12 protein-coding genes are annotated in these 12586 nt (G+C 41.1%); 8 read left to right on the forward strand and 4 right to left on the reverse strand.

Annotation, left to right across the window (positions count from 1 at the left end; translation table 11 throughout):
* Positions 1–45 precede the first annotated feature (45 nt).
* The 4 genes from ilvC to CWC28_RS12795 all read left to right on the forward strand — a co-directional run bounded on the left by ilvC (position 46) and on the right by CWC28_RS12795 (position 5698).
* The gene (ilvC, locus tag CWC28_RS12780; protein WP_063700109.1) at positions 46–1518 is read left to right on the forward strand and encodes a ketol-acid reductoisomerase; all 1473 of its coding nucleotides are present in this window, start codon (positions 46–48) and stop codon (positions 1516–1518) included.
* Between the two features lie 144 nt (positions 1519–1662).
* On the forward strand, positions 1663–3576 hold the full coding sequence (locus CWC28_RS12785) for a methyl-accepting chemotaxis protein (protein ID WP_138625240.1): 1914 nt from the start codon (positions 1663–1665) through the stop codon (positions 3574–3576).
* An 84-nt stretch (positions 3577–3660) separates the two neighbouring features.
* The gene (locus CWC28_RS12790) at positions 3661–4845 is read left to right on the forward strand and encodes a tetratricopeptide repeat protein (RefSeq protein WP_063700113.1); all 1185 of its coding nucleotides are present in this window, start codon (positions 3661–3663) and stop codon (positions 4843–4845) included.
* Entirely contained in the window at positions 4787–5698 is a 912-nt protein-coding gene (locus CWC28_RS12795; RefSeq protein WP_063700115.1) for a M20/M25/M40 family metallo-hydrolase, read from the forward strand. The genes CWC28_RS12790 and CWC28_RS12795 overlap by 59 nt, the downstream gene beginning before the upstream one ends.
* On the opposite strand, the gene CWC28_RS12800 is transcribed toward CWC28_RS12795, so the two are convergent.
* Positions 5699–6016 (reverse strand): GIY-YIG nuclease family protein, encoded by a 318-nt coding sequence (locus tag CWC28_RS12800; RefSeq protein ID WP_063700117.1) that lies wholly within the window; start codon positions 6014–6016, stop codon positions 5699–5701.
* A gap of 117 nt (positions 6017–6133) precedes the next feature.
* On the opposite strand from CWC28_RS12800, the gene CWC28_RS12805 reads away from it, so the two are divergent.
* Positions 6134–6496 carry an outer membrane protein assembly factor BamE gene (locus CWC28_RS12805; protein ID WP_063700119.1) on the forward strand — a complete coding sequence of 121 codons (363 nt, stop codon included), beginning with the start codon at positions 6134–6136 and terminating at the stop codon, positions 6494–6496.
* A 42-nt stretch (positions 6497–6538) separates the two neighbouring features.
* On the opposite strand, the gene CWC28_RS12810 is transcribed toward CWC28_RS12805, so the two are convergent.
* Positions 6539–6865: an RnfH family protein gene (locus CWC28_RS12810; RefSeq protein ID WP_063700122.1), complete on the reverse strand. Its 327-nt coding sequence runs from the start codon at positions 6863–6865 to the stop codon at positions 6539–6541.
* Positions 6862–7302 carry a type II toxin-antitoxin system RatA family toxin gene (locus CWC28_RS12815; RefSeq protein ID WP_054551726.1) on the reverse strand — a complete coding sequence of 147 codons (441 nt, stop codon included), beginning with the start codon at positions 7300–7302 and terminating at the stop codon, positions 6862–6864. Before CWC28_RS12815 ends, CWC28_RS12810 begins: the two co-directional genes overlap by 4 nt.
* A 133-nt stretch (positions 7303–7435) precedes the next feature.
* On the opposite strand from CWC28_RS12815, the gene smpB reads away from it, so the two are divergent.
* Together smpB and CWC28_RS12825 are read left to right on the forward strand one after the other, a co-directional pair.
* Positions 7436–7915: an SsrA-binding protein SmpB gene (gene smpB, locus CWC28_RS12820; RefSeq protein WP_063700124.1), complete on the forward strand. Its 480-nt coding sequence runs from the start codon at positions 7436–7438 to the stop codon at positions 7913–7915.
* A gap of 265 nt (positions 7916–8180) precedes the next feature.
* Positions 8181–10706, forward strand: coding sequence for a TonB-dependent receptor (locus CWC28_RS12825; RefSeq protein ID WP_240494345.1), 2526 nt, complete (start codon positions 8181–8183; stop codon positions 10704–10706).
* A 68-nt stretch (positions 10707–10774) separates the two neighbouring features.
* Here the strand turns inward: CWC28_RS12825 and CWC28_RS12830 are convergent, their stop codons facing one another.
* Positions 10775–11380 (reverse strand): peroxiredoxin C, encoded by a 606-nt coding sequence (locus CWC28_RS12830; RefSeq protein ID WP_063700129.1) that lies wholly within the window; start codon positions 11378–11380, stop codon positions 10775–10777.
* A 281-nt stretch (positions 11381–11661) separates the two neighbouring features.
* Between CWC28_RS12830 and CWC28_RS12835 the strand changes: the two genes are divergently transcribed.
* On the forward strand, positions 11662–12543 hold the full coding sequence (locus tag CWC28_RS12835) for an NAD-dependent epimerase/dehydratase family protein (RefSeq protein WP_138625241.1): 882 nt from the start codon (positions 11662–11664) through the stop codon (positions 12541–12543).
* Positions 12544–12586: the final 43 nt, after the last annotated feature.

Raw genomic sequence — 12586 nt, forward strand, 5'->3', positions numbered from 1 at the left:
GGTTCTTTGATTTTCTAACAAACTTGTATTTATAGGACACTAACAATGGCGAATTATTTTAATACTCTTCCTTTAAGAGAGCAGTTAGCGCAATTAGCGCAATGTGAATTCATGGACCCATCAGAATTTGCTGATGGCGTAGATGCTTTAAAAGGGAAAAAACTCGTTATTGTCGGTTGTGGCGCACAAGGCCTTAACCAAGGTTTAAATTTACGTGACTCGGGCTTAGATGTTTCTTACACATTACGTGAATCAGCGATTGCTGAGCGTCGTCAATCTTTCTTAAACGCATCTGAAAATGGTTTTACCGTAGGTACTTATGAAGAGCTTATCCCAACAGCAGATGTAGTATTAAACCTAACACCTGATAAACAACATACGGCTGTTGTTAATGCCATCATGCCGTTAATGAAACAAGGCGCAACACTTGCTTATTCACACGGTTTCAACATTGTTGAAGAAGGCATGCAGATCCGTGAAGACTTAACAGTGATCATGGTTGCACCTAAGTGCCCTGGTTCAGAAGTACGTGAAGAATACAAACGTGGCTTTGGTGTACCAACATTAATTGCTGTTCACCCAGAAAACGACCCTCAAGGTCATGGTTTAGCGCAAGCGAAAGCATATGCAGCAGGTACCGGTGGCCATCGTGCGGGTGTACTAAAATCATCATTTATTGCAGAAGTTAAGTCTGACTTAATGGGTGAGCAAACGATTCTATGTGGCATGTTACAAACAGGTTCACTACTTTGCTTCGATAAAATGGTCGAAAAAGGCATTGATGCAAGTTACGCATCAAAACTAATCCAATATGGTTGGGAAGTGATCACTGAAGCACTTAAGTATGGTGGTGTGACTAACATGCTTGACCGTTTATCTAACCCAGCAAAAGTGAAAGCATTTGAATTAAGTGAAGAGCTTAAAACAATAATGCGCCCACTTTATAACAAGCATATGGACGATATCATCAGCGGCGAATTCTCACGCGGTATGATGGCTGACTGGGCTGAAGATGACGCAAAATTACTAGCATGGCGCGCAGAAACAGCTGAAACTGCATTCGAAAAGCAACAAAATACTGACCAAGAAATCAGCGAGCAAGCATTCTTCGACCAAGGTATTTTAATGGTTGCCATGGTTAAAGCAGGTGTTGAACTTGCCTTCGAAACCATGACTGCAGCAGGTATCATCGCTGAATCTGCTTACTATGAATCACTACACGAAACGCCGCTTATCGCAAACACTATTGCGCGTAAGAAGCTTTTCGAAATGAACCGAACTATTTCAGATACTGCAGAGTATGGCTGTTACTTATACAACCACGCGTGTTTACCGCTTCTACAAGACTTTATGAAAGACATCGACACTGATGTGATTGGTAAAGGTCTTGATAGTGCTAGCAACCAAGTTGATAACCAAACCTTGATTGCCGTGAATAAAGCACTACGCGAGCACCCGGTTGAAATCATTGGTAGCAAGCTACGTGGTTACATGTCAGCAATGAAGAAAATTGTTTAACCCTGGAAAGTAAGTTTCGCTTGTTAGAAACCAAGCCCAATTGCTTATATGCTTTGGGCTTTTTTTTTGTCCCTACATTGATTCGTCATCTATAAAGTGTATGCTAAAATTACTGACTTAAATGTTGTAAACTAAGACACTTTCATGGCGTTAAATCAACTCACCATTACTAAAAAAATTACACTGCTTGGCAGTTCAATTGCGCTCATTGTTGCTGCGTTAATCGGCGCAACAGCGATATACAGTGCAAAACAAATCATCGAACAACGAATGATTGAATCTGAGCTACCTAGCAAACTTCAAGCAATTGATAACTATATTACTCACGATATAAATCAAATGATCAGTGCCGCTGAGCAACTCTCTAGTAACGAATTTGTATTAGAGTGGGCGCGTTCAGGCAATACTGATGATAAAACACTGCTAAAAGAGCTTAACCGACTTGTTAAGCAATACGATTTAGCAACTGCTTCGTGGGCTAATCGTGAAACGGCACAATATTGGAACCAAGACGGCTTCTTACGTGTTTTAACGCAAGAGCAAGATGGCTGGTTTTTTGCGTTTACCAAAACTGCGCAGCCTTTTTCTATCAGTATTTATCAAGAATCACCCACTGATGTAAAAATGTTTGTTAACCACCAGCAAACTAATGGCATTGGTTTAGCAGGTCTTGCTAAAAGCATTGACGATATGCAGGCCATGCTAAAACGCTTCCAAATTGAAAAAACAGGCTTTGTATTTGTTGCAGACAAAAACGGGCTAATTCAACTTCATAAAGACGAGAACAAAGTCGCTAAAGCTAAATTGGATGACGTTTATAAACCGGGCATCACGCGTACACTGCTAACGCAAAGCGACTTCAATTTACAAGAAATTGATCTTAATGGTGAAGCAACCTTAGTGGCAGCAAGCCCAATTCAAAACACGGATTTATTTGTTATTGCCCAAGTACCTAAGCATGAAGTGTTTTCGAGTATCCAAGTTTTACAATGGCAAATTATTAGCTTTGCAATCGTCATTGCGCTGATCGCAAGCTTTGCCGGTTTAGTGCTTGCTCGTACGCTTTCATCGCCGCTGTCGAAAATGGCTGAGTTATTTACGCGTTTAGGTTCAGGCGATGCAAACTTAGCTTATCGTTTACCTGCTTCCGAGCAGCCTGAACTTGCTAACTTATCTGCAGGCTTTAACCAATTTATCTCTAAAATTGAAACTGCAATCAGCCAAGTTGCCCAAGAAAGTAGTGAAATCCGACAAAGTGCAGCGCATGTATTTAAACAAGCACAGAAGAACTCTGAAGCGCTTGATAATCAAAAAGAGCAAACTATCTCGGTTGCTGCGGCGATTAATGAAATGGGTGCGACAGTGCAAGAAATTGCCTCAAGTGCAGCGAACACGGCTAAGCTCACTGAGAATAGTAAGCAGAACACTGAACAAAGCCATACTCAGGTAACGCAAAGTAAAGAAGCAATAATAGAGCTGGCATGTGATATCGATAATATCACCGAGCAAGTAAACGAGCTGGCCAACAAAACGCAAGCTATTGCTAGTATCGTTGACTCTATCCGAGGGATTTCTGAGCAAACTAATCTATTAGCACTTAATGCGGCGATTGAGTCTGCTCGTGCCGGTGAGCATGGTCGAGGCTTTGCTGTTGTCGCAGATGAAGTAAGAGCACTTGCAAATCGCACGTCACAGTCAACAACTGAAATTCAAACCATGATCAGTGAGCTAACGAACACGTCTGATTTAGTGGTTAATCACATCAACCACTCGAAATCGCAAGCTCAATTGAGTGTTGATGCAATGCAAAGTTCAGTTGAATTACTCAATGCCATCAACGATGCTGCTAATGAAATAAACGATATGGCGACATTAATAGCAACTGCGACCGAAGAGCAAAGTAACGTAGTGGCAGATGTGGGCCGTAACATTGAGCAAATAAGTGATATTAGTGACAATGTTATGCGTGAACAAATCGACAGTGAGCAAGCAATCAAAGACTTAGCGAACAGTGCGCAAACCCTTGACGACCTTGTTGCTACCTTCGATAAACGCTGACACGTTTTGTAACAGTTAACACTGACCCTTTTTCATTCACGGCCTATACTTAAATGGTATTAGGCCAAGAATTAAGAGGGTCAGATGAAATCATTTACCATCGTTTTAGTATCAAGCTTTTGCTTATTAACCGCGTGTAGTAGCACAGAAAATAAATCAGCACCTCCCCCACTAGCTTTAACGCAAAGTACTGAATTCAGTCCCATTGAGGTTGAAACTCAAGAAGAGATCTTTGCTCTGAGCGAACATGTTCGGACACAACTTGATAGTGCCTTTCCAAAAGACAGTCGGTCACTGCAAAGCACTAAGCGTTTACTCAAATTTTTGTTGCAAAATGGTGATGCTTCGTTGTCCTATCAATCTGGCGCTACCTTAACGGCCACTCAAGCCTATTCAAATTTAAACGCCAACTGTTTATCGTTATCGATTTTAGCGTATAGCCTTGCGGAATACCTTGGCCTTGATGGGCAATTTCAAAAAGTACACATTCCAGAGTATTGGGCACTTGATAATGGCTTTAATTTACTTACCGGTCATATCAACTTAAAAGTAAGAGAGTCTGAGAAACAAGTGGTAAATCGTAAAGTCATTTATCCAGAAGAACGCTCTTTAATCATAGATTTTGACCCAAATAGCCGCCAAGAAGCATTTAAAACCAGTAACATTAATAAAGCCCGCATCACAGCGATGTTTTATAACAATAAAGGCGCAGCAGCGATGTTAAAGCATGATTATGATATTGCTTTTAGCTATTACAAAGCGGCTGTGGATATTGATAGCAACTATTCAGGCGCTTGGGGCAACCTCGGGGTGTTATTCAGATTAACAAATGATTATGAAAATGCTGAAACGGCCTACCAATACGCGATTAGTTTAGATCCAGATAACAACACCGCATTGGGTAATTTAGCAAGGCTCTATAACCTCACTGATCGCCAAGACCTCGGCCAAGCAATATTAGCCAAGCTTGATAAAAAGCGCCAAGCAAACCCCTATTATCATATTTCTTTAGGTAATGACGCCTATACAACAGCCCGTTATCAAGATGCCATTAAGCACTACAAAAAAGCCCGTGACTTAAACCCCACTCTGCATGATACTGATTTTGGTTTAGCACGTACCTATTACCAATTAGGTGACCTAAAGCTTGCTAAAAAGCACTTAACATTAGCAAACGACAAAGCAGACTTTGATCATGATAAACAGCGTTATGAAGGTAAATTACAAGCGCTTCGCTCGCATACAGCTAAGCTTACTCATTACCAGTAGTGCCCTGCTGCTTCACTGCGGGCAAGCTTTTGCCAATACAAACTTAGAGCAAGACGTCGTCACGCTAACATCAGCTCAATTTACAGGGCGAAAAACGGCGACTCAAGGCGCTCAGTTAGCCGCTGAGTTTATTTCTGAGCGTTTTATTTCACTTGGTTACACTGTTGATGAGCAAACATTTGCTTATCAGTCAGGGCTCTTTGGCAAGGCTTTTGGGCGGAACGTTGTTGCGACCAAAAGTAGTCATTGCGAGAAGTGTGAAAAAATCATTTTTACAGCCCATTATGATCACTTAGGGCAAAAAGGAAGTCGGCTTTACCCGGGCGCCAATGACAATGCCAGCGGTGTTGCTGCTTTATTGTATTTAGCCAGTTACTTTGCAGAAAAGCCTAAACAATATCAGTTAGTTTTTGTAGCAACCGACGCAGAAGAAAATGGCCTGCACGGTAGCGAATATTTAGTATCAACGCTTAATAAAGACGAGATAAAACTTAATATCAATTTAGATATGCTCGTTGTGAACCCAAGAAAGCCACGTATCTATGCGTTTTTAGATAATCAATCATTAGCACAATATCAAACTGACATTAAAACCCTATCGGATAAACAAATAACCTTTATGGCAACAAGTTCATCTGCAAGACTAAATCGGTTATTTGACCTCAATGTCGATTGGCGCAGAGCAAGCGATCATTATTCATTCGCTAAGGCGGGGATCCCTTACATTTACTTTGGCATAGGGCATGACAAACACCATCACCAAAGTACCGACACAACGGCGCACATCGACTTTACTCTATTTGAATCTGCGATGAAAAAAATAGCTGAATTTGTCGAAAAGCTACCTAGCTAGTTACTTCGGTAGTTCAGATGTTAAGACGAACTGCTTCTTTTGCGCTTTATTGAGTTTTTTTACGTTAATTTCTAATCTAGTAGCTTCACTTCGGTTGCCCACTTGTTGTTGATAGACAAGTGTTAAAGGCCCTTTTCCCTTTAGATTTTTAGCTCCTTTCCCTGCTTGATGCTGCATAAAACGCTTTTCAACATTGGTGCTGATCCCAGTGTACCAATGACCTAAACGTGTTTGCACTATATACAAATGCCACAGAGTCTCTGAATTATCGTTGTTTTTTATAGGCTGCTGTAAACTTTCTGGGTTTGTTGTGGTCAAATCTGTGCCTCGTGATTGTTAATCGCATTTCAGTAAAAACAATTACTGAAAAGGGTTTTACCTTCTGTGACTAATCGGTATCATGCAGTGTATAAAAAATAAGGATTCAAACAAATAATGCAGTCGTTTAAAACTTTTTCTTTTTGGTTAGTACTTACCCTTACTTTAAGTGCTACAGCAGGGTGTTCAAGCTGGGTTTACCGTATCAATATTCCACAAGGTAACTTCTTAGAGCAATCAGATGTAGATAAGCTACGTGTTAATATGACTCGCGAGCAAGTTCTTTACGTACTAGGAAAGCCTGTCGCTGAAGACTCTTTCGATAACAATACTTGGCATTACCTGTATGTATTTAATATCGACCGTAGTAACGAACAGCGTAAATCGCTCGTTATTAACTTTGAAAATGATAAGCTTGTTTCATTATCGGGTGATTATGAGCAACCTAGCGAATTTAATACACCGTTAGAACAAGAGTAATATTAATTCGAATTAATTAAGGGTAGCCTAAGCTACCCTTTTTTATGCCTTATTAAGTGGGCGCCCGCCTGTAATTTTATTAGCTCGGCCTTCTTCTTTGGCTTTTTCAGCTCGGCGTCTACGTGCATCCTTCGGATCCGCAATAAGAGGTCGATAAATCTCAATACGATCCCCTTGCTTCACTTCTTGATTAAGCTTACATGTGCGATTCCAAATACCCAGAGTTAAATCATTTGCATCAATTTCAGGGCACTTCTCGATAATACCAGATTTAATAACCGCCTGCTCAGCAGTAGTACCTACTGGCACTTCTACTAATAAACTGGTTGCTGTTGTTGGTAAAGCAAACACCACTTCTACCGTTATCATGGGCGAACTCCGTATACCGTTTTAGCGCGTTGTGTAAATGCATTAACCATGTTCTTAGCCACTTCGTTAAACACTTTGCCAAACGCAAGCTCAATGAGTTTACTGGCAAATTCAAATTCTAGGTGAAGCTGCACTTTACATGCTTTATCGTCCAGCGGTAAAAAGTGCCATTTACCCTGCAACTTTTTAAAAGGGCCATCAACTAAGCGAAGGGCAACCGTTTGTTCGTCAATAAAAGTATTTTCAGTCGTGAACCACTTTTTTAAACCCGCTTTTGAGATCTCCAAACTGGCCGTCATGCCACTGGCTTGCTGAGTAATGATTTTTGCATCTGAACAATGTGGTAAAAACTCAGGATAAGCATCAACATCATTCACTAAATCAAACATTTCTTTGCTGCTATACATTACCAGCGCACTTTTTTCTATCTGCGGCATATTCACTCCCAACTTTGTCGGCGAATTTTAGCAAGCTTTAGCTATTTCCCCAAATTTTAGTGATGCGAAAATTTCTGCAAAGCCTTAAAAAAGCGATGTAAAAACGCTGTTTTTACGTATAATATGAGCCACTATGGCTAAGAAAAAATCATCTAAATCGACAAGTAATACCATCGCGCTTAACAAAAAAGCGCGTCATGAGTATTTTTTACACGATAAGTTCGAAGCAGGGGTTGAACTACAGGGCTGGGAAGTAAAAAGTATCCGAGCTGGTAAAGTAAACATCTCTGAGACTTATATTCACATTAAAAACGGCGAAGCATTTTTACTTGGCAGTCAAATTCAGCCTCTCAACAGTGCTTCTACTCATGTAATCTGCGATCCACTTCGTTATCGTAAGTTACTTTTAAATAAGCGTGAAATCGATCGTCTAATCGGTGCAACAGAACGCGACGGATTTTCATTAATCGCTACTGCAATGTACTGGAAAAAATGCTGGGTGAAGTTGGAGTTCCACCTTGCTAAAGGTAAAAAGATGCACGACAAACGTGAAGACGGAAAAAATAAAGATTGGGCACGTGAAAAAGAACGCCTAATGAAGCATAAAGCTTAATATATGAAATGAGCCTAACCTTTTTGGTAGGCTCGTACCCCTTACCAGTCCTGACTTTCCCTACTTAAGAACCCTACCCCTTTAATAAACCCATACTTTTTTGCTATTTCAATCACCTACATTTACATGATATCAATCTTTGCTGTGATTAATTCACAATACTTTCACAATTATACAAGGATTGAAATATATGAAGAACACTCATCGCTTTATACAACGACCTCTCTATGCATTTACAGTTGCAGCATTAGCAGGCACAAGTTTTATGTCTGCTGCTGCAGAGTCAGACGGAGCTGAAAAGGTCGAACGTATTGAAGTTACAGGTTCTCGCATTAAGCGCTCTGATATTGAAGGGCCATCACCGGTTCAATCAATCAGTCGTGCAGACATCGATAACATGGGCTACGACAACCTACAACAACTATTAGAGCGTATGCCTGTTGCCGGTAATGGTACTTTCTCTACTCGCGGTAATAACCAAGACTCTACAGCTAATGGTGCTGCTGCTGTCAGCCTTCGGGGCTTAGGCTCAGACGCAACATTGGTACTTATTAATGGCCGTCGTGTATCTATTAGCGCTTTTGCTGAAAGCATTACTAATTCATTTGTTGATATCAACTCAATCCCTGTCTCTGCGATTGAGCGTATCGATATTTTAAAGGATGGCGCATCAGCTATTTATGGTTCTGATGCAGTTGCAGGTGTAGTTAATATTATCTTAAAGAAAGATATTAACGGTCTAGAGGTTAACCTTGGATATGGTGGCACTGATGGACCGAGTTATGAAGAAAAAACAGCAAGCCTAGTTTGGGGTACCAGTACAGAGAAAAGCAGCGCATCAATTATTATTGATTACTTCAACAACACCGCACTCTCTTCTGATGAAATGGGTCGTCTGGGCACAGCAAATCAAGAACCATACGGTGGTATGGATTTTCGCTCATCGCGTGGTTTCCCGGGCTACTTTTATGTAGATGGCGAAAAAACCATTGATCCGGCCTGTCCGGCAGAAAATGCAACTGCAAGTGGCAGCTGCTTATTTGACTACGGCCCGTATGGTTACGTAACCCCTGCATCTGAACGTGTTGGTGCTATTTCACAGTTTGAATATAACTTTGATAATGGCATATCGGCATTCTTAGAGGTTGCAGTACAACACAATAGTTCGCAAGCTGCAGGTGCACCGACGCCTCTTGATGAAGATGCCGGTTTAACCGTACCAGCAAGTCATCCAAATAACCCATTTGGCCAAGATATCGAAATTGGTCGTTATAGAACCGTAGACGCCGGCCCTCGTCAATGGGATATTGAATCAGATACGCTGCGTTTTGTTGCAGGCTTAAAAGGTGAGATCAGTGATTGGAGCTGGGAAGCTGCAGTTCAAAAAGGTCGCAGTAAATCAATGCAAACGGGTGACAGAAGCCAAGGTTGGGTGCGCACTGATTTCTTGCAACAAGAAATCGATGCAGGTAACTATAACCCATTTGGTGGCACCTATAATGACCAAGCAGTTATTGACCGTATTACTACAAGCTTAGTACGCCGTGGTGAGTCTCATATGACCTCATTTGATGCAAATATCAGTGGCGAAGCATTTAGCTTTGGCGATGATGTAGTAATGATGGCTGCTGGTATTGAATACCGTGAAGAAGATGTAAGCGATATTCCAGACGATCAATTCCAACGTGGTTTAATCTTTGGTACTGAGTCTGTATCAGCCGCTGCTGAACGCGACCAATACGCAGCTTATATTGAGTTTTCAATTCCGTTAGCTGATAACCTAGAGCTTCAATTAGCAGGTCGATACGATGACTACAGCGATTTTGGCTCAACAACAAACCCTAAAGTGGCTGTTCGTTGGGCACCAACAGATTCGATCACTGTTCGTGGTTCGTGGGCTCAAGGTTTCCGCGCGCCTTCACTGGCACAAATTGGTTTAGGTCCGTCGGAAGAAAGTCAGTTCTTTGTAGATACTTACCGCTGTCAGGCAACTGGACTTGACTGTAACGCCCTAGATTACAATATCCAATTTGCGGGTAACCCGAACCTTGAAGCTGAAGAATCAGAGTCTTGGAATGTGGGATTCATTTGGGCACCAACTGCTGAATTTGGCTTCGGTATCGATGTATGGAGCATAACGCAAGACAACAAGATCGACGAACAAGAGTTTGGCCCAATCTATGATGAAAACTGTAACGATCAAAACAGCACTGTTTGTGTGCGTTTAGCGCCGCAAAATGGTTTAAGTTTAGGTGTAATTCAAAAGGTTTACAGTACCTTCGAGAACGTATCATCACAAGAAGTGTCTGGTGTCGATGTATCAGCAAACTATACACATGCAATGAACGATTACGGCTTCTTAAAATTCAACTTAGAGTGGGCTTACCAAAACGAATTTAAGAAAGATGGCCGTGATTACACTGGCGAGTATCGTTACCCTGAAAACCGTTGGATTTTCTCAACAAACTGGGAAATGGGTGATTTCAATACAAACATTAATGTAAGTTACATTGGTGAATTTGAAGACACTCCTGACATTGATTTCGATGGTAATCTAGATTTTGATAGCAATACATCTCGAACTGTCGACTCACAAACATTGGTGGACTTCCAAACTGCGTATAACTTTTCTGAGAAGTTAAAGTTATCTGTTGGTATTAACAACGTATTTGATGAAGATCCTCCGTTTGCAATCGGTGATGGTGATAGCGATTTATATGGCTATGTATCAAGCGTACATAACCCACGTGGTCGTTATTTCTATACTAAACTAACAATGCGTTTTAATTAACCTCGTTGAGCTTAAATCAAAAACCCGCCAATTGGCGGGTTTTTTTAATTCTTTAACTTAGGCCTAAATTATAGGTCGCCTTCGTTTTCAGAAAGGAATTTAGCAACACCTGCAGGGCTTGCGTCCATACCTTTTTTACCTTCAGTCCAACCAGCTGGACATACTTCACCGTGCTCGCTGTGGAACGCTAGTGCATCAACCATGCGAAGCATTTCGTCGATGTTACGGCCTAGAGGAAGGTCGTTAACTACTTGGTGACGTACGTTACCTTCTTCGTCGATTAGGAAAGAACCACGGAAAGCAACACCAGCTTCTGGGTGCTCAACGTCGTATGCTTGACAGATTTCGTGTTTAACGTCTGCAACTAGTGCATATTTAACTTGACCAATACCACCGTCAGCAACGGCAGTGTTACGCCATGCATTGTGTGAGAATTGTGAATCGATAGAAACACCGATTACTTCAACGCCACGCTTTTGGAACTCTTCAAAACGTTTGTCGAAAGCGATTAGCTCAGAAGGACATACGAAAGTGAAGTCTAACGGGTAAAAGAAGATAACTGCTTTTTTACCTTTGATAGTTTCTTTTAGGTTGAAGTTTTCAACGATTTCACCGTTACCAAGAACAGCTGCTGCAGTAAAGTCTGGTGCCTGACGGCCAACTAATACACCCATTTTTATCTCCAAATATTTGAGTTTATTTCCAATTGCCTATGCAATACTCACTTAGATATGGTTACTAAATAGCAAAAACCAAGAGTAAGCATTGATAATTTGCAAGATAGTTTAATGAGGTTACAGACAAATGAACAATCGAAAAAAGCGATATGCTCAATCGGAAAAATTGATTCGTAACCATATTGAGCGATTCCCAAAATAGAACAGTAGCCAATAGCTGCAAAATCAGCGGCTAAGATCTGATAAAATATGCATGACGCGAATCACTAGGTAGGAAAATAAAAGTCCTGCTCACAGGTTCAGCAGGTCATGTTGGACGTGCAATCTATATTAAGTTAATGACAAGTTATGATGTGGTTGGTTTAGATAAAACTCCCTGCTCCACTGCTGATTATGTGGGGGATATACGTGATCATGATTTAATTAAACAAGCGCTAGATGGCGTAGATGTGATAATACACACAGCTGCTTTACATGCCCCACATGTTGGCTTGCACTCTGATGATAATTTTTACACTATAAATGTGGACGCGACCGAACAACTTGCATTGTTAGGAATAGAAGCTGGTGTAAAACAGTTTATTTTTACCAGCACCACAGCGCTTTATGGTTCAGCATCCACACCATTAGGTAAAACTGGCTGGATAACCGAACAGGTTATACCAAAGCCAAAATCTATTTATCATAAAACTAAAATTGCCGCAGAAGCCAAACTTGAGGCGATTTCAATAAAGCACACATTGCCTATCACGGTTTTACAAATGTCTCGCTGCTTTCCTGAACCTGCTGATATTATGGCGCTATTTCGCAATAGTAGAGGTATAGACGCGCGTGATGTTGCTCATGCACATTTATGTGCGATTGAGAAAAAACTCAATGGTTTTAATCGCTTCATCATTTCCGGCGTTACGCCCTATTCAAAAGAAGATTGCCAGCAAATATATAGGCAAGCAGATAAACTCATTGCAGAACGGATCCCTACTTTAGCAGGTGCTTTCAAGCAGCGAGGCTGGCCATTACCAACTAGTTTGGACCGAGTATACGATTCAACTAAAGCGCAGCAGCAACTAGGCTGGTACCCCAAACATGATTTTAACAGTGTTTTAGCGATGCTTGATGATGAAAGCGCTGAAGTGCTTCCGGTGCTTAAAAATAACTAAAACAAAAAACCCAGCTTTCGCTGGGTTCTTAAAATAATAGATC

Source organism: Pseudoalteromonas sp. S4492, assembly GCF_005886115.1.
GTDB lineage: Bacteria > Pseudomonadota > Gammaproteobacteria > Enterobacterales > Alteromonadaceae > Pseudoalteromonas > Pseudoalteromonas gelatinilytica.

Bases quoted from the DNA above. Each gene is read 5' to 3' on its own strand.
- ilvC (WP_063700109.1), top strand. From the start codon at position 46: ATGGCGAATTATTTTAATACTCTTCCTTTAAGAGAGCAGTTAGCGCAA.
- CWC28_RS12785 (WP_138625240.1), top strand. From the start codon at position 1,663: ATGGCGTTAAATCAACTCACCATTACTAAAAAAATTACACTGCTTGGC.
- CWC28_RS12790 (WP_063700113.1), top strand. From the start codon at position 3,661: ATGAAATCATTTACCATCGTTTTAGTATCAAGCTTTTGCTTATTAACC.
- CWC28_RS12795 (WP_063700115.1), top strand. From the start codon at position 4,787: ATGAAGGTAAATTACAAGCGCTTCGCTCGCATACAGCTAAGCTTACTC.
- CWC28_RS12805 (WP_063700119.1), top strand. From the start codon at position 6,134: ATGCAGTCGTTTAAAACTTTTTCTTTTTGGTTAGTACTTACCCTTACT.
- CWC28_RS12810 (WP_063700122.1), bottom strand. From the start codon at position 6,865: ATGATAACGGTAGAAGTGGTGTTTGCTTTACCAACAACAGCAACCAGT.
- CWC28_RS12815 (WP_054551726.1), bottom strand. From the start codon at position 7,302: ATGCCGCAGATAGAAAAAAGTGCGCTGGTAATGTATAGCAGCAAAGAA.
- smpB (WP_063700124.1), top strand. From the start codon at position 7,436: ATGGCTAAGAAAAAATCATCTAAATCGACAAGTAATACCATCGCGCTT.
- CWC28_RS12825 (WP_240494345.1), top strand. From the start codon at position 8,181: ATGTCTGCTGCTGCAGAGTCAGACGGAGCTGAAAAGGTCGAACGTATT.
- CWC28_RS12830 (WP_063700129.1), bottom strand. From the start codon at position 11,380: ATGGGTGTATTAGTTGGCCGTCAGGCACCAGACTTTACTGCAGCAGCT.